Annotated in this window: 14 protein-coding genes; 6 read left to right on the top strand and 8 right to left on the bottom strand. The window is 69.2% G+C overall.

The window, feature by feature from the left end; translation table 11 throughout:
• Nucleotides 1-31: 31 nt before the first annotated feature.
• From NI26_RS17245 to NI26_RS16335, 6 genes are all read left to right on the top strand, one after another.
• Nucleotides 32-4,207 carry a DUF6049 family protein gene (locus NI26_RS17245; protein WP_066657528.1) on the top strand — a complete coding sequence of 1,392 codons (4,176 nt, stop codon included), beginning with the start codon at nt 32-34 and terminating at the stop codon, nt 4,205-4,207.
• Nucleotides 4,208-4,341: 134 nt separating this feature from the next.
• On the top strand, nt 4,342-5,340 hold the full coding sequence (gene trxB / locus NI26_RS15985) for a thioredoxin-disulfide reductase (protein ID WP_066657530.1): 999 nt from the start codon (nt 4,342-4,344) through the stop codon (nt 5,338-5,340).
• 63 nt (nt 5,341-5,403) lie between these two features.
• The gene (gene trxA, locus NI26_RS15990) at nt 5,404-5,730 is read left to right on the top strand and encodes a thioredoxin (protein ID WP_022832611.1); all 327 of its coding nucleotides are present in this window, start codon (nt 5,404-5,406) and stop codon (nt 5,728-5,730) included.
• Between the two features lie 177 nt (nt 5,731-5,907).
• Nucleotides 5,908-7,212, top strand: a complete 1,305-nt coding sequence (locus NI26_RS15995) for an aminotransferase-like domain-containing protein (RefSeq protein WP_066657532.1) — start codon at nt 5,908-5,910, stop codon at nt 7,210-7,212.
• 40 nt (nt 7,213-7,252) lie between these two features.
• On the top strand, nt 7,253-8,215 hold the full coding sequence (locus NI26_RS16000) for a D-alanine--D-alanine ligase family protein (protein WP_066657533.1): 963 nt from the start codon (nt 7,253-7,255) through the stop codon (nt 8,213-8,215).
• Nucleotides 8,216-8,271: 56 nt separating this feature from the next.
• On the top strand, nt 8,272-8,880 hold the full coding sequence (locus NI26_RS16335; RefSeq protein WP_158407779.1) for a YdcF family protein: 609 nt from the start codon (nt 8,272-8,274) through the stop codon (nt 8,878-8,880).
• A 1,803-nt stretch (nt 8,881-10,683) separates the two neighbouring features.
• Here the strand turns inward: NI26_RS16335 and NI26_RS16010 are convergent.
• From NI26_RS16010 to rpmH, 8 genes are all read right to left on the bottom strand, one after another.
• On the bottom strand, nt 10,684-11,661 hold the full coding sequence (locus NI26_RS16010) for a ParB/RepB/Spo0J family partition protein (protein ID WP_066657537.1): 978 nt from the start codon (nt 11,659-11,661) through the stop codon (nt 10,684-10,686).
• Nucleotides 11,661-12,554 (bottom strand): ParA family protein, encoded by an 894-nt coding sequence (locus NI26_RS16015; RefSeq protein ID WP_066657539.1) that lies wholly within the window; start codon nt 12,552-12,554, stop codon nt 11,661-11,663. Before NI26_RS16015 ends, NI26_RS16010 begins: the two co-directional genes overlap by 1 nt.
• Before the next feature lie 80 nt (nt 12,555-12,634).
• Nucleotides 12,635-13,279 carry a 16S rRNA (guanine(527)-N(7))-methyltransferase RsmG gene (gene rsmG, locus NI26_RS16020; RefSeq protein WP_066657540.1) on the bottom strand — a complete coding sequence of 215 codons (645 nt, stop codon included), beginning with the start codon at nt 13,277-13,279 and terminating at the stop codon, nt 12,635-12,637.
• A complete protein-coding gene (locus NI26_RS16025) occupies nt 13,276-13,779 on the bottom strand; it encodes a Jag family protein (RefSeq protein ID WP_066657542.1) in 504 nt (167 codons plus the stop codon). Before NI26_RS16025 ends, rsmG begins: the two co-directional genes overlap by 4 nt.
• Nucleotides 13,780-14,742, bottom strand: coding sequence for a membrane protein insertase YidC (gene yidC, locus NI26_RS16030; RefSeq protein WP_066658860.1), 963 nt, complete (start codon nt 14,740-14,742; stop codon nt 13,780-13,782).
• 8 nt (nt 14,743-14,750) lie between these two features.
• Nucleotides 14,751-15,146, bottom strand: a complete 396-nt coding sequence (gene yidD / locus NI26_RS16035; RefSeq protein WP_081985178.1) for a membrane protein insertion efficiency factor YidD — start codon at nt 15,144-15,146, stop codon at nt 14,751-14,753.
• Complete coding sequence (rnpA, locus tag NI26_RS16040; RefSeq protein WP_066657545.1) at nt 15,143-15,505, bottom strand: ribonuclease P protein component; 363 nt, start codon at nt 15,503-15,505, stop codon at nt 15,143-15,145. The genes yidD and rnpA overlap by 4 nt, the downstream gene beginning before the upstream one ends.
• Before the next feature lie 61 nt (nt 15,506-15,566).
• Nucleotides 15,567-15,704 carry a 50S ribosomal protein L34 gene (gene rpmH, locus NI26_RS16045; protein ID WP_043595303.1) on the bottom strand — a complete coding sequence of 46 codons (138 nt, stop codon included), beginning with the start codon at nt 15,702-15,704 and terminating at the stop codon, nt 15,567-15,569.
• Nucleotides 15,705-16,250: the final 546 nt, after the last annotated feature.

Consider the following 16,250-nt stretch of genomic DNA (forward strand, 5'->3'; position numbering starts at 1 on the left):
TCGGCCGGAACCGACCCTCGGGCCCTCCTGTATGCACATCCTCCGCTCCACGCTCGCCGCCGCTGCCACGGCCCTCGTCGCCGTCGGCCTCGTCGCCACGCCCGCAGGTCCGGACCCGGCGCACGCCGCCTCCGTCGACCGCACCACGACGCGCACCGCGGCTCCGGCCGCCGCCGACCAGGGGAAGACCACCGTGTCGATCGCCCCGGCCGACCGCGGGATCGTCCGACGGGACGAGGACCTCCAGGTCAGCGTCACGGTGACCAACGACACGGACACGGACGTCCCCGCCGGGTCGGTCGAGCTCGACATCTTCCGCTCCGAGAGCACGCGCGACGTCCTCTCCGACTGGCTCTCCGACACCACCACGACCGGTTACCTCGGCGCCCCGATGGACTCGGCGGACGTCCCGATCGTCCCGGCGCACCGCTCGGTGACCCAGACGGTGACCATCGTGCCGGGCAACGTCGCACTCGGCGGCTACTCGTCCTTCGGCGCCCGACGCATCGCGGCCGAGTACACCGCGGGCGACACCTTCGCCGTCGCCCGGTCCGCGATCACCTGGTACCCGGACTTCCAGCAGACCCCGGTCGGTGTCTCGGTCGCGATGCCGATCACCCTGCCGAGCACGGCTGACGGCGTGATCGGTGCCAACGACCTCGCGGCGGCGACCGCGGTGGACGGCACCCTCACCCAGCAGCTCGACGCCGCCGTGGACCACAACGTGGCCGTCGGCGTCGACCCGAGGATCATCGCCTCGATCCGGCTGCTCGGCGAGAACGCCCCGTCGAGTGCGCGCAACTGGCTCGACCGGCTCGAGGGGCTCCGGAACGAGACCTTCGCGCTGTCGTACGCCGACGCCGACGTCACCGGGTTGCGCCAGGCCGGCGCGGACGGGATCCCGGGCGTGATCTCGCTCGACCAGGCGGTCGAGGAGCAGAACTTCCCCGGTGCCAGCACGCCGACCCCGACCCCGACGGCCACCGGGACGCCGACGGCCTCGGCCAGCGCGGGTGCCCCCGTCGACGAGACCCCGGACGCGACACCGACCCCCTCGGACGACGTGACCGCCGGCACCCAGGACGGCACAGGTCAGGACGGCTCGGGGCAGGACGACACCGACGGCACGACCACGACGCTGCCGACCACCGCCAGCCTGCTGGACTTCCCGTACGCACTCGACGACGTCGCGTGGCCGGTCGAGAACACCGTGGCCACCGACGACCTGCCCGCACTCGCGAAGGCCGGCACCGAGACGACGATCATCGCGAGCGGCAACACCTCCGCCGGCCCGGACACCACCGTCTCCGCCGCCGAGCGCATCGGCGACCAGAAGGTCCTCGTCGCCGACCAGGGCATGTCTGCCCTGCTGCGGGACGCCGCCGACGCCACCGACCAGCGCGCCTACGACGCGGCCGTGGCGGAGCTCACCGCGACCCTGGCGACGGCGGCGCGTGCCGGTACCGCGCAGAGCCCCGTGCTCCTGACCCTCGGCCGCAGCTGGCCGACCGAGACCGGTCGACTGAGCGCCGTGCTCGACGCGCTCGAGGACACCCCGTGGGTGTCGCCCTCGGACCTGTCGACCGCGGCGAAGGCGACCGCCGGCTCGCTCACCCTGGCGCCGGCCGACGACGGCGACGCCCGCCTCGACCGCCTGCGGACCCTGGTGGACAGCGAGCGCGAGCTCGTCGCCTTCGCATCGGCCGTCGACGACCCCGCGACCGTCACCGCCCCTGCGCGGCTCCAGCTGCTCGCCCTGGCGTCGAACGCCTGGCGGGACGAACCCGACGCCCTCACCACCGCCGTCGACCGGCAGGCCCGGTCCTGGACGCAGACCACCGACCAGGTGAGCATCCCCGACTCCAGCTCGCTGACGCTGCTCGGGGACCGATCGTCGCTGCCCGTGTCGGTCCGCAACCGGACGGACTACCCGGTCACCGTGCGCCTCAACGTCCAGCCGTCGAGCTCGGCGCTGCAGGTCGTGCGGAACGACATCGAGGTGAAGCTCCAGCCGCAGTCCTCCGCCCGCACGACCATCCCGGTCCGGTCGGTCGCGAACGGCACGGTCAACCTGACGATGTCCCTGACCACGCCGACCGGGGTCACCGTGTCGCAGCCCACCACGGTCGAGCTCAACGTGCAGGCGCAGTGGGAGACCGTGATCACCGCGGTGGCCGCGATCGGCCTCGTCGCGATCTTCGGCTTCGGGATCTTCCGCAGCATCCGGAAGCGCATCCGCCGCCGCAACGGCGAGCTCGACGACGAGGACGACGACGACCCGAACCGTCCGCTCGCGGTCCAGCCCGATGCTCCCGGCGCCCCTGCCCGGTCGGGAGGCCCGTCCCACGTCGCACAGGCGGCGCCCGCCGCCGCCGTGGTCGGCACCACTGCCGCGTCCGGTCCCGCGCGCGTCGCACCGCAGCAGGCCGGTGCGCGCCCTGCGGACGCGACGGCGCGCGACGGCGGCGAGCCGCGCCTCCAGGCCGGCCGTCCGGACCAGGACGACACCCCGCCAGATCCCGAGGAGCCGACCATCAGCACGCAGCAGCAACCCGCCGTCGACGCGGAGCCCGCGGCCGAACGGAACCTCGGTCGGGCGAGCGCGATGCTCGCGGCGGGCACGATGCTCTCGCGGGTCCTCGGCTTCGGCAAGACGTTCGTGCTCGCCTACGCGATCGGTCAGGCGAAGTCGCCCGGCGCCGACGCGTTCGCGCTCGCGAACCAGCTGCCGAACAACATCTACGCGCTCATCGCCGGTGGTCTGCTCTCCGCGGTGCTCATCCCGCAGATCGTCCGGTCGATGCGGGAGAGCAGCGACGGCGGTACGGCCTACGTCAACAAGATCGTCACGCTCGGCGCGACGGTGTTCGTGGTGATCACCATCGTCGCGACGGTCCTCGCACCGTTCCTCGTGTTCGTCTACAGCCAGCAGGCGACCGGGGACGGCAAGGGCTTCACGCCGGCACAGACCGACCTGGCCGTGGCGTTCGCCTTCTGGTGCCTCCCGCAGATCCTCTTCTACGCGCTGTACTCGCTCCTCGGTGAGGTCCTCAACGCCAAGCAGGTCTTCGGCCCCTTCACGTGGGCACCGCTCATCAACAACGTCATCGCCATCGCCGGTCTCGTCGTCTTCATCGCGATGTTCGGCGGTCAGGACGTCAACTCCTCGGTCGACGGCTGGACACCGCTGAAGATCGCGGTGCTCGCGGGGAGTGCCTCGCTCGGCGTCTTCGCGCAGGCCGCGTTCCTGCCGTTCTTCTGGCGGCGCGCCGGCCTGTCGTTCCACCCGGACTTCCGCTGGCGCGGTGTGGGCCTGAAGGCGACGGGCACGGCGGCCGGCTGGCTGTTCGCGATGATCCTCGTGACGCAGCTGGCGGGCATCGTGCAGTCGCGCGTCGCGTCGCTCGGTACGGGCGCCGCAGGCAACGCGGTGCTGCAGAACGCGTGGCTGCTGTTCATGCTGCCGCACTCGATCTTCGCGGTGTCGATCGCGACGGCGTACTTCACGCGGATGAGCCACGACGCGGGCCGCGGCGACCTCGACGCCGTCCGGCGCAACCTGTCGCTGTCCCTGCGGATCGTCGGACTGTTCACGGTGTTCGCGTCGGTGGCGCTGATCGTCGTCTCCGTGCCGTTCGGTCGCATGTTCGCCGGCACCTTCGAGCAGGCGCTCTCCATCGGCGCGGTGCTCCTCGCCTACATGCCCGGCCTGGTGCTGTTCAGCATGCTGTTCATCATCCAGCGCGTCTTCTGGGCGATGCACGACCACCACACGCCGTTCCTCATGCAGTGCGTGCAGTCGGTGCTGTTCGTCATCGGAGCCCTGGCCGTCGCGACGTTCCCGCAGAGCATCGTCGGCGTCTCCATCGCGGCGTGCACGACGCTCGCCGGCACGGCGCAGACGATCATCGCGCTCGTGCTCGTCCGTCGTCGCCTGAACGGCATCGAGGGCCCCGTGGTCACCCGCTCCCACGTGCAGTTCGTCATCGCGGCACTCATCGCCGGCGTCGCCGGGGCGGCCGTCGTCACCGCCCTCGGGACCTTCTCGCCCGACGGCTTCGCCATGTCCGACCGGACGGGCGCGCTCGTCACCATCGCGCTGACCGGAGCCGTCATGGCGCTCGTGTACTTCGGCGCCCTGGTCGTGTCGAAGAACGGCGAGATCGCGAACGCGGTCGCGCTGCTCCGCAAGCGGCTCGGACGCTGACCGCCGATCGTCCGCACACCGGCTGTCCGATCATCGGCTGTTCGCTCACCGGCTGTCCGCTCACCGGTGGGCCGGAATGTCCCGCCGCTACCATGTGTTCACCCGGTCAGCACTCAACGGAAGGGCAGCGAGGCATGCGCCAGCTCATCATCATCGGTTCCGGTCCCGCCGGGTTCACCGCCGGCATCTACGCCGCGCGCGCGGAGCTCAAGCCCCTGATCGTCGCGTCCAGCGTCGAGACCGGCGGCGAGCTCACCAAGACCACCGAGGTCGAGAACTTCCCGGGCTTCCCCGAGGGGATCCAGGGCCCGGACCTCATGATCAAGATGCAGGAACAGGCCGAGAAGTTCGGCGCCGAGGTCCTGTACGACGACGCGGTCTCGGTCGACCTGACCGGTGAGGTCAAGAAGGTCACCGTCGGGTCCGGAGAGACGTACGAGGCCCTCGCGGTCATCTACGCGACCGGATCGGCGTACCGCCACCTCGGTCTCGCCGACGAAGAGCGTCTGTCCGGCCACGGCGTCAGCTGGTGCGCCACGTGCGACGGGTTCTTCTTCCGGCAGAAGAACATCGCCGTCGTCGGCGGCGGCGACTCCGCGATGGAAGAAGCCACGTTCCTCACCCGGTTCGCCGACAAGGTGACGGTCATCCACCGCAAGGACAGCCTGCGCGCGTCGAAGATCATGCAGGACCGTGCGATGAACGACCCGAAGATCGAGTTCGCGTGGAACAAGGAGGTCACCGGGATCACGGGTGACTCCTCGGTCGAGGGCGTCACCCTCCGCGACACGGTCACCGGGGAGGAGTCCTCGCTCCAGCTCGACGGTCTGTTCATCGCGATCGGCAACGACCCGCGGACGCACCTCATCCACGGGCAGATCGACCTCGCTCCCGAGGGCACGATCGCGGTCCAGGGTCGTTCGTCGAAGACCAACCTGCCCGGGGTCTTCGCCGCGGGTGACGTCATCGACCCGACCTACCGTCAGGCGATCACGGCAGCCGGTTCCGGTACCGTCGCCGCGCTCGACGCGGAGAAGTACCTCGCCGAACTCGACGACGCGCTGGTCGACCAGGCCGAGGGCGTCACGCCCGCGGGGCCGGCGATCATCGACGTCGAGGCCGCACGGGCCTGACCCAGACCGGAATACCGCAGCGGCCCAGCCGTTGCACCAACTGAACTTCTCGAAGGAGCACACATGTCCAACGCAAAGGCCGTCACCGACGCCACCTTCTCGGACGAGGTCCTCAAGTCCGACAAGACCATCCTCGTCGACTTCTGGGCCGAGTGGTGCGGCCCGTGTCGCGCCGTGTCCCCGATCCTCGACCAGATCGCCGCGGAGCACGCCGACAAGATCGAGATCGTCAAGCTCAACGTCGACGACAACCCGCAGTCGGCCATGAACTACCAGATCACGTCGATCCCGGCGATGAAGGTGTTCAAGGGCGGCGAGGTCGTCAAGACCGTCATCGGCGCCAAGCCGAAGCCGGCGCTCGAGGCCGACCTCGCCGAGTTCCTGGCGTAGTCCGACCGACAGACCGTGAACGGCCCCGCTCTCCTCGGAGGGCGGGGCCGTCGCCGTTCCCGGATGCCGGCTGCGCGCGCCAGGGCCACAGCTTCAGGATCGGCCCCCGCCTCCCACCGCGGATCCGGCAACGCATGTCGTAGTGTGGCGGGAATGTCCCACTGAACGGAGTACACGATGACGAACGGCAACAGCCTCGACCCCTGGTACGACTCCTACGCCCAGCGCACCGCCGGGCTGAGCGCCTCCGAGGTCCGAGCCCTGTTCGCCGTGGCATCGCGGCCCGAGGTGGTCTCGCTCGCCGGCGGCATGCCGTACGTCTCGGCGCTCCCGCGGGAGCTCGTCACGGGGTCCATCGACCGCGTGATGACCGAGGACGCCGCGATGGCGCTGCAGTACGGCGGTGGGCAGGGCCTGCGCTCCCTCCGTGAGCACATCGTCGACGTGATGAGCCTCGAGGGCATCCGTGCCAGCGCCGAGGACGTCGTGGTCACCACCGGCTCGCAGCACGCGCTCGACCTCGTCACGCGGCTCTTCATCGATCCGGGCGACGTCGTGCTCGCCGAGTCGCCGTCGTACGTCGGCGCCATCGGGGTCTTCCGCTCGTACCAGGCGGAGACCGTCCACGTGACCACCGACGAGCACGGCCTGGTCCCCGAAGCGCTGCGCGAGGCGATCGCGAACCTGCGCACGCAGGGCAAGCGGATCAAGTTCCTCTACACGATCCCGAACTTCCACAACCCGGCGGGTGTCACGATGAGCCGTGAGCGCCGCATCGAGGTGCTCGACATCTGCCGCTCGAACGGCATCCTCGTGCTCGAGGACAACCCGTACGGACTGCTCTGGTTCGACGAGCCCGCTCCGCAGGCGATCCGGTCGATCGACGACGAGGGCGTCGTGTACCTCGGGTCCTTCTCGAAGACCCTGGCTCCCGGCTTCCGTGTCGGTTGGGCCCTCGCCCCGCACGCCATCCGCGAGAAGCTCGTGCTCGCCAACGAGTCGGCCGTCCTCGCGCCGAACTCCTTCGGTCAGTACGTCGTCAACGCCTACCTGGACGCCGCAGACTGGAAGGGGCAGGTCGACACCTTCCGGGGCCTCTACGCGGAGCGCAGGGACGCGATGATGGCCGCCCTGGGGGAGTTCCTGCCGGACCTCACCTGGACGAAGCCGAACGGTGGGTTCTTCGTCTGGCTGACGCTGCCCGACGCCCTCGACTCGAAGGGCATGCTGCCCCGTGCCGTGAAGGAACTCGTCGCGTACACACCGGGGACCGCCTTCTACGCCGACGGCCGTGGCGGCGGCAACATCCGCCTGTCCTTCTGCTACCCGACCCCCGATCAGATCCGGGTCGGCGTCAAGCGCCTGGCCACCGTCATCAACGACGAGCTCGAGCTCTTCGAGACCTTCGGACACACAACCCGTCCGAGCGCGGTGTCCGAGTCGCGCTCCACCGTCGTCGCGCCGCCGCCGAACGTGTCCTGATCAGCACTTTCATCGTTCGCTCTTCCCGGAGGACCCTCGCATGGCCGAGCTCACCCGTCGTCACGTCGTCGTCGTCGCGGGAGGGATCTCGCACGAACGAGACGTCTCCCTGCGGTCAGGGCGACGCGTCGCCGACTCACTGACCGGTTACGGCTGGACGGTCGACCTGCGCGATGCCGACGCGTCGCTCCTGCCCGCGCTGCGCGAGTCACGCCCGGACGTCGTCTGGCCGGCCCTGCACGGCGCGTCCGGCGAGGACGGCGCGCTGCGGGGCATCCTGGAGGCGCTGGACATCCCGTTCGTCGGCTCCCGTTCCACGTCAGCCCGGCTTGCATGGGACAAGCCCACCTCGTCCGCGCTCGTCGCGCGGGCCGGTGTGCGGACCCCTCGGTCGGTCACGTTGTCGCACGACGTCTTCCGCGAGCTCGGTGCCGTGGGCGTCCTCGACGCCATCGCCGCGGAACACCCGGTGCCGCTCGCCGTGAAGCCGGCACGAGGCGGGAGCGCACAGGGGGTCACGCTCGTCGAGGACGCACACGATCTCCCGCGTGCGATGGTCAGCGCGTACACCTACTGCGACGACGTCGTGGTCGAACAGCTCATCCGCGGCACCGAGGTCGCCGTCGGGATCATCGACACGGGTGACGGCCCGGTGGCGCTCTCGGCGGTCGAGATCGTCCCGAAGAGCGGGACGTACGGGTTCGAGGCGCGCTACAACGCGGGGGAGACGACCTTCTTCACGCCCGCCCGACTGTCGGGCGACTTCGCCTCCGCCGCCGCAGACGCAGCCGTGTCAGCGCACACGGCGCTCGGTCTCCGCCACATCTCGCGCGTCGACCTGATCATCGATGCGGCAGGGACGCCGTGGTTCCTCGAAGCCAACGTCCTCCCGGGTCTGACCGAGACCTCCCTCGTTCCGCAGGCGCTGAGTGCCTCCGGCTTCGACCTCGGTTGGACCTACGCGGAGCTCGCGGAACAGGCCATCCGCGACCACCGCAGCTGACCATGTCAGTACGACGCAGGGGCAGTGTTCCACGTGGAACACTGCCCCTGCTCGTTGTGGCCGTCCCGTTGGGCGCTGCCGCGATCGTCGGCGAGGTTGCTCATGCTGTGGCGGCGATGACTGCGCGGCGCGCGCTCGGCACGATTCGGACTCGCACCGCAGGGAGGACAGCGGGCACCGGAGCGGTGACGGCCATCGTCGTCCTCGGTTTCGCGAATGCAGGCCCCGACCCGAACGCGGTGAATCGATGGCGCGCCCGTATCGCCGTGCGCACCGCGCGGCGGTACGAAGCAGCGGGTGACACGGCCATCATCGTGTGCTGCGGCGGAGCGGTGCGCGGGGCGTTCCCTGAGGCTGATCTGCTCGAGAATGCGGTGCGCCGGCTCGGGTGGACCGGTGCGGTCAGGAAGGACCGCGACAGCGTCTCCACATGGGAGAACATCGCGAACGCGAGGCCGATGATCGCCGCCGCAGACCGCGTCGTCATCTGCTCGAACGGACTCCACGCCGCGAAGGGGCGAACGTACCTCCGCCGCCAGGACGCGAATCTAGCGTCGAAACTGGCCCCAGCGCTGGACTATCGCGTCGGAGAGATGCTCTGGGCGAAGCCGGTCTTCGCCGCCGTCGGAATCTGGAAGCTCCTGCGGACGCGCCGTTTCACGTGAAACACCCCGGCGAGTGGTCGCCGGATGCACTGTCGCCCGTCGTGGGACGGTTGACGAGGACGTCTCCGGGGAGCGCGCCGAACCACGTGATCCGGACGCGGTGAACAGAGCCGGCGTGCGTTCGTCATCTCCATCGGGACAGGGGCGCGGAGACCGATCATGCTCGCCAGCGCGGTAGGGCTACTGCATCGCCGGTTCCCAAGCGGAGATCGCGCCGATCGGTCCCTCTGCTGCTGACCGGGTGCGGACAGCTCTCGCAGGACGGTCGTCGTCGAGGTGCACCGCGCCGCCGATTCTCCAACCTCGACCCTTCGTGCAGCCCCGAGCCTCGCATTGTTTCAGGAGCGGACTCAGGGCGCCTCCTGCACCACGGGCAAGCCGGTCGTGAATTGGTGCATCCGGAGCACAGGTACCGCACATCGCTCCGGTCCTGGTTGACCCTGACAGTGGCCTACGGGCGTCGCAGGATGCATCGGGTTCGCGCTCGCACCGCCGAACGGCTTGGCTCGAGCCTCACCTGAGCCGATGCCGTCGGTCGCAGCGATCCTCGTCCTCCTCGATGAACCCCCGCCAGCCCAGAGACCGTATCCCGCGGCTCGGTTCACTTCGCGCGCGTCGCGGGCCGAGCGGGGGAGGGCGGCGCTGCAGAACGACCAGTGCGGACGAGTTCGAGTAGAGCGAGACCCTTCCGACCCTGATGCAGCGCAGCCACGGGATGCGGGCCATCCGCACGACACCCTTCGCAGGTCGCCTCCCGTGGATGGTGCGGGCATCTGCATCCTCATCCCGGACGTCCCGCTACCGTCACCAGGCGGCGAGGTAGGCATCACCTGGCGCCGTCGAGGTCGTTGCACCACCGCCGATCGTCCGCGGCGCCCGACGGTACTGCCGACGGCCAGGGAGCCGTGCCGCCCGTAGCCGCAGACGGACCACTCGGGGTTGCACCTTGCGAACATCCGGGTTGGGCCGACCTACTCAGTTCGAAGTCCACAGCGCCCGCTCGATGGTGCCGCCAGCGTGAGGACGAACGATGCGCTGCCCGCTTACGGTGTGAAGTCGGGTCCTAGCTCCAAGCCACGCGGTCGTCGTCCGCCCGAGGTCCGGCGCCGCATCCGTCCCGGGTTGTTCTGATCGAACGCCGACACAAGCATCGTTGCGCCATCGCCGTCGCCAGAGAGGCCGAGCACCAAGCCGTTTCTGTCGCGCACGACCACTCGTTTGACGGGCGCACCGCCGGTACCGCGAACACGAGGATCGTGGTCGAGGTCGAGGTCGACGACCGACGCACTCGGAGGACAAGAGGGAGAGAGACCATGGAGCAGTGATGGTGCCAGCACGTCCGGTGGCCCGTCATCGCGTAGCGACCATGCGATCCGCGTACTGCCGCAGGCTCACCCCAGCTGCACTCCGCGAGCCGTACGCCGGCACAGGCTCCGATCGGTAGCACCGGAAGAACTCGGCGGCGTACGCAGCCTTCTCCAGCTTGCAGGGACAGGCAGGCAGGCAGGCAGGCACATCGTCACATCGTCGAGATGTGCAGGCCGCGAGCACCCGAGCAGCCTCGCGAGACGAGACGGCTGACCCGAACAAGCGGATCCAGACGTTTCACGTGGAACACTGCCTCAGATGGCCTTGGCGTACGCGCGAGCGCGGCTGTCGCCCTCAGCGCCTCGTCAACGCCGCCGTACGCCCCGCAGGCGGCCCAACAGGTCCGATCGGGGACTGGGTGACAGGGACGCACGGTACGCCCCGCACACGGCCGCAGGGCGCCGTCCCTGCACCGACGACGGCCTCCGAGCGCGTCTAACCAGCGATGTCGCTGATGCCCAGCTCGCCGAGGATGCGGTTGAGATCATCGCCGTTCGCGAAGTCGATCGTCACCGAGCTCTTGCGAGCACCAACCGCGATCTTCACGCGCGTGTTCAACCGATCACCGATGCGCTCGGCGAGGTCGTTGAAGTGCGCCTGGCGCTTTGTCGGCTCCGCCTTCGGCTTCACCGGCGTCTTCGCCGACAACTGCTGCGCGATCGCCTCTGCGGCCCGCACGGACAGGTCCTCGTTGACGATCTTCTCGGCGAGGTACTCCATCGCCTCGGCGTCCGGCGCCGCGAGGATGGCACGTGCGTGTCCCGCGGACAGCACCCCGGCAGCGACGCGGCGCTGAACGGGGGAGGGCAACCGGAGCAGACGGATCGTGTTCGTGATCTGCGGACGCGACCGGCCGATACGCTGCGCGAGTTGCTCCTGCGTGATCCCGAAGTCCGCGAGCAGCTGCTGGTACGCCGACGCCTCTTCCAGCGGATTGAGCTGTGCACGATGCAGGTTCTCGAGCAGCGCATCCCGAAGCATGGCGTCATCAGGGGTGTCCTTGACGATCGCGGGAATGGTCGCGAGCCCGAGCTCCTTCGTGGCACGCAGACGACGCTCGCCCATGATGAGCTCGTACTGCGCCTCGGTTCCGGATGCGCCGGCGATCGGACGGACGACGATGGGCTGGAGCACACCGATCTCGCGGATCGAGTGGACGAGCTCCTGGAGCTCCTCCTCGCGGAACTCCTTGCGCGGCTGCTGTGCGTTCGGCACGACGTCGAGCGGATTGAGGTTCGCCAGACGTGCGCCGGGAACGGCGACGAGGTCCTCAGCGGTCGCACCGGCGGAGGGCGCCGAGGCCGGGGAGCCGCCGGTCGGGAAGAACACGTCGACGGGCCGGTCCTGCTGGTCCGACGCCGTCGGGATCAGGGCGCCGATGCCTCGTCCGAGTCCAGTTCGCTTGGGTGCCATCAGTCCTGCGCTCCTCGTGCTGCGATCTCGGCGGCTGCCTCGAGGTACGAGAGCGAGCCCGACGAGTTGACGTCGTACGACACGACGCTCTGTCCGTAACTCGGTGCTTCGCTGACGCGCACCGACCGGGGGATCACGGCCTTCAGCACCTGCTCGCCGAAGTGCTCACGGACATCCGCTGCAACCTGGTTGGACAGGTTCGTGCGTCCGTCGAACATCGTGAGCAGGATCGTCGACACCCGGAGGTTCGGGTTGAGGTGCCGTTCGATCAGCTCGATGTTCCGCAGGAGTTGGCTGAGGCCCTCGAGCGCGTAGTACTCGGTCTGGATCGGGATCAGCACCTCCTGCGCGGCGACGAATGCGTTGATCGTCAGGAGGCCGAGCGAAGGCGGGCAGTCGATGAAGACGTAGTGGTACGGCTCCTCGAGCGACGACAGGTACTGGTCGAGCGCCGTGCGCAACCGCTGCTCGCGCGCCACGAGGGAGACGAGTTCGATCTCCGCGCCCGCCAGGTGGATGGTCGCCGGGACACACCAGAGCGTCTCGGACTCTGGCGATCGTTGAACAGCATCGGCGATCGGCGCCTCGTCCACGATCACGTCGTAGACGCTGGTCACTTCGGCCTGGTGCTCGACCCCGAGCGCGGTCGAAGCATTGCCCTGCGGATCGAGGTCGATCACCAGGACACGGGCACCACCGTGCGCGAGGGCAGCCGCGAGGTTCACCGTGGTGGTCGTCTTCCCGACGCCACCCTTCTGGTTCGACACGGTGAACACGCGAGTCTTCGCGGGGAGCGGGAACTGCTGCGTGGCGATCGCTCGCCGCCGCCGGTTGAGGTCAGCGATCTCGCGAGCCAGGGGCGTCGACGAGTCGTAGTCGGTCGATGAACTCAACGAAGACCTCTTCCCCGGGTCAGTGTTCCACGTGGAACGTCGGGCTTTCTGGTCCAGCACAGCCGGACCCAGCCGCGGCGTCAGTCAACTGTAGCCCGGAAGACTCGCGTGGTCTCCTCGACCACACCGTCTCCGAGCTCGAGCACCTCGACATCGGCCAGGCGCTTCCGGAGGATCACCTTCCGAGCCTTCTCGATCTCTTCGTCGACCCGCGCACCCTTCATCAGGATGAGCTGACCGCCCGACCGCACCAGCGGGACCGTGAGCGGAATGAGCTTCGACAGCGCACTCACCGCACGAGCCGTGACCTGGTCGACGACGACCGAGTCTGCGACGTCCTCGGCCCGCCCGCGGAGGACGGTGACGTTCCCCAGCCCGAGTCGCTCGGATTCGGCGTTCAGCCAGTCGCAGCGACGCTCCATCGGTTCGATGAGCGTGAAGGAGACGTCGGGACGGGCGATCGCGAGCACCAGGCCAGGCAGCCCTGCTCCGGAACCGACGTCCGCGACGCGACCATCGGCCTCCAGGAGCGGCGCGAGCAAGACAGAGTTGAGGATGTGTCGCGTCCACAGGCGGGGGAGTTCGAGGGGTCCGATGAGGCCCAGTTCCTCGCCGCGACGAGCGAGCTCGGCCGTGAAGGACCGCGCGACCTCGATCCGGTCGCCGAACAGCTGCGCAGCGGCAGCCGGCTCCCGCTCGAGGACCGGCGTGACCTCGTCGGTCATCGCCTGACGACCGTGTGGCGGTCTCGTCCCTCGCCCTCGGACTCCGAGTGGAAGCCCTTCTCGGCAACCAGGTCGTGCACGAGCTTGCGCTCGTAGGACGACATCGGGGGGAGCGCCGCCGACGACGAACCGCTCTCGATGCGCTCGACAGCCGTGTCGACCAGACGCTGGAGCTCCGTCGCTCGGGCGTCACGCGAGCCACCGACGTCCAGGATGAGGCGGCTGAACTCGCCGGTCTCGGCCTGCACGGCGATGCGGGTCAGCTCCTGCAGGGCCGACACCGTGTCCGGCTTCGAGAGCACCCGCAGCGCGCCGCCCTCGTCGCTCACGGACAGGTACACCCGTCCGCCACGCTCCTCGATCTCGATGTCCCCGTCGAGGTCGCAGATGTCGAGGAGCTCCTCGATGTAGTCCGCCGCGATGTCCGCTTCGTCGCGGACCTCGTCGGTCTCGGTCTCCGCCGCGGCGTCGACGGTGGGTGCGGTGTCCTGCTCGGTCACTTACTTCTTCCCGTTCTTCTTGGAGCGGTTCTTGCCGACCGGCTGCTGACGCTGCGTGGTCACGCGGACGGGCTCGACCTCGACCGCGGTGGATCCTGCACCGGCCTCGGCGAGCACCGGGGTGCCGCGACGCTGGGCCTTCTTGGCCAGGCGGGCCTCACGGGCGAGTGCGGCCTCGGAACCCGGGGTCGGCATGCTGCGGATGACGAAGTACTGCTGCGCCATCGTCCAGATGTTGGAGGCCAGCCAGTAGAACATGACGCCGAGGGGGAAGCTCAGACCCGAGATCACGAACACCAGCGGGAGGATGTACAGCATCATCTTCTGCTGGCGGTACATCGGCGACGCCTTGGTCTCCGGCGACATGTTCTTCGCCACGAGCTGCAGCTGGGTGACGAACTGCGATGCGGTCATCACGACGATCATGAAGCCAGCGATGACCCGGACCTCCCACCCGGAGGCGTTCGTGAAGGTCTCGTGCAGGGGAGCGCCGAACAGGGCCGCGTTGCCGAAGTCCTGCGCCAGGGTGTTCGTGAGCAGACCGATGCCGGTCTTGTTGATCTGCGCCTCGTGCAGCACCGAGTACAGCGAGAAGAAGATCGGCATCTGGATGAGCAGCGGCAGGCAGGAGCTCAGCGGGTTCGTCCCGGTCTCCTTGTAGAGGGCCATGGTCTCGCGGCTCATGGCCTCACGCGAGAACTGGTCCTTCTTGCCCTTGTACTTGTCCTGGATCTTCTTCAGCTGCGGCGCCACCTCGAGCATGCGTCGCTGCGACTTGATCTGCCGGACGAAGATCGGGATGAGCGCGGCCCGCACCACGAAGGTGAGGAAGATGATCGACAGCACCCAGGTGATGCCGGCCGACGGGTCCATGCCGATCGACTCGAAGATCCAGTGGAAGGCCACGAGGATCGCCGAGACCACCCACTTCAGTGGCCAGAGGATCGTTCCGATGAAGTCCATGAGGACGGTCACGCCTTTCGAGTGCGCTGGGGGAGCAGGACCGGACGACGGGCATCGCCGGACGGCTGGGGGTGCAGCTGGGACGGGGGGAGCACGAACCCGAACCGGGTCAGGCGGTAGGGACGGCGGCGGTCACGCACGTCGTCGATCCCGCCTGCGGCCCACGGGTTGCACCGCGCGATCCGCCAGGCCCCCATCGCCGACCCGCGCACGACGCCGTACTGCTGGATGGCCTCGAGCGCGTACCGTGAGCACGACGGGTGGTAGCGGCAGACGTTCCCGTACAGGGGAGAGATGACCGCGCGGTAGGCGCGCAGCACGACGACGCACACGTTGCGCGGGAGCAACGCGACGACCCAGGCCAGTCGGTTCAACGCCAGCCGGGTCCACTGGATGCGGTTCATGCTGCCTTCTCCACCCCGCGCGCGAAGGAGCGCGAGACGTCTCCGAGCAGGCTAGGCCATCCGGCCTGCGCCGCGGCTGGCAAGGCCCTGATGACCACGTCGTGGCCGGTCGGCACCTCGGTCAGCAGATCGTGGGCGATCGCCTTGAACCGACGTCGCACCGTGTTGCGGGTGACGGCGTTGCCGACCGTCTTCGCGACGATGAACCCGAAGCGGGTCGGGTCGTCCGGACCGGGCTCGGCCCCGACGGGTCGACGGACCACGGATACGACGACGTGCGCCGTGGCGCTCCTGCGACCACGACGCACGACGGACCGGTAGTCCTCACCGCGGACGATGCGGTTGGCGCGAGCCAACACGATCGCTACCGGGTTCCGATTCGGGACCGGATCAGGCGCTGCCCCGAGGGGCGCAGCCCGATCAGGCGCTGAGCTCGGTGCGGCCCTTGCCGCGGCGCGCGGCCAGGATGGCGCGGCCGGCACGGGTGCGCATGCGGGCGCGGAAGCCGTGCTTCTTGGCGCGACGACGGTTGTTCGGCTGGAAGGTGCGCTTGCTCATGATGATCTCCACACGGCTGCGCTCGAGGACGGGCTCAGCGCGAGCCGACACGTATGTCTGGACAGCCGCTCGACGAGGCCGAACGACACGATGGGCGCGACCAGGTGGCCGCAGTCAACTGGTTAACGGTACGTGACAGCGGCGGTGAGGTCAAACGGCGACGACGGCCGCCCTCGTCCGAGGTGAGCGCACGATCATCATCCACATTGGGGAAAACGTGCGTTCGGTACGACTCGGTCGGACCCTTTACAGTGGTGTGATCGATCGGCCCGTTCCGCGGAGCGACGGGGGAGTCACCTCACCGTCCGCAGCCGGGCCACCGTGGACAGGACTGTGGACAACCCTGTGGATCACCGCCACGGCGTGACGGCGGTCCGGCCCGTGGATCGGCCGCGCCGGACACCACTCGCGGAGCGGCACCGACCCGGCGCGCCGGAGTCCCGCCGTTCCGGGCACCGAGCACCGAGCACCGAGCACCGAGCACCACGGCACGGGACCGGCGCCACGACACCAGCACACCGACACCAGACCAGGAGACCAGCGCGA

The sequence above is a fragment of the Curtobacterium sp. MR_MD2014 genome (assembly GCF_000772085.1).
Classification (GTDB): domain Bacteria; phylum Actinomycetota; class Actinomycetes; order Actinomycetales; family Microbacteriaceae; genus Curtobacterium.

Excerpts from the sequence above, each read along its gene's own strand:
- NI26_RS16010 (WP_066657537.1), bottom strand. The coding sequence starts at position 11,661 with ATGGCACCCAAGCGAACTGGACTCGGACGAGGCATCGGCGCCCTGATC.
- rsmG (WP_066657540.1), bottom strand. The coding sequence starts at position 13,279 with ATGACCGACGAGGTCACGCCGGTCCTCGAGCGGGAGCCGGCTGCCGCT.
- NI26_RS15995 (WP_066657532.1), top strand. The coding sequence starts at position 5,908 with ATGACGAACGGCAACAGCCTCGACCCCTGGTACGACTCCTACGCCCAG.
- rpmH (WP_043595303.1), bottom strand. The coding sequence starts at position 15,704 with ATGAGCAAGCGCACCTTCCAGCCGAACAACCGTCGTCGCGCCAAGAAG.
- yidD (WP_081985178.1), bottom strand. The coding sequence starts at position 15,146 with ATGAACCGCATCCAGTGGACCCGGCTGGCGTTGAACCGACTGGCCTGG.
- NI26_RS16000 (WP_066657533.1), top strand. The coding sequence starts at position 7,253 with ATGGCCGAGCTCACCCGTCGTCACGTCGTCGTCGTCGCGGGAGGGATC.
- trxA (WP_022832611.1), top strand. The coding sequence starts at position 5,404 with ATGTCCAACGCAAAGGCCGTCACCGACGCCACCTTCTCGGACGAGGTC.
- NI26_RS17245 (WP_066657528.1), top strand. The coding sequence starts at position 32 with ATGCACATCCTCCGCTCCACGCTCGCCGCCGCTGCCACGGCCCTCGTC.
- trxB (WP_066657530.1), top strand. The coding sequence starts at position 4,342 with ATGCGCCAGCTCATCATCATCGGTTCCGGTCCCGCCGGGTTCACCGCC.
- yidC (WP_066658860.1), bottom strand. The coding sequence starts at position 14,742 with ATGGACTTCATCGGAACGATCCTCTGGCCACTGAAGTGGGTGGTCTCG.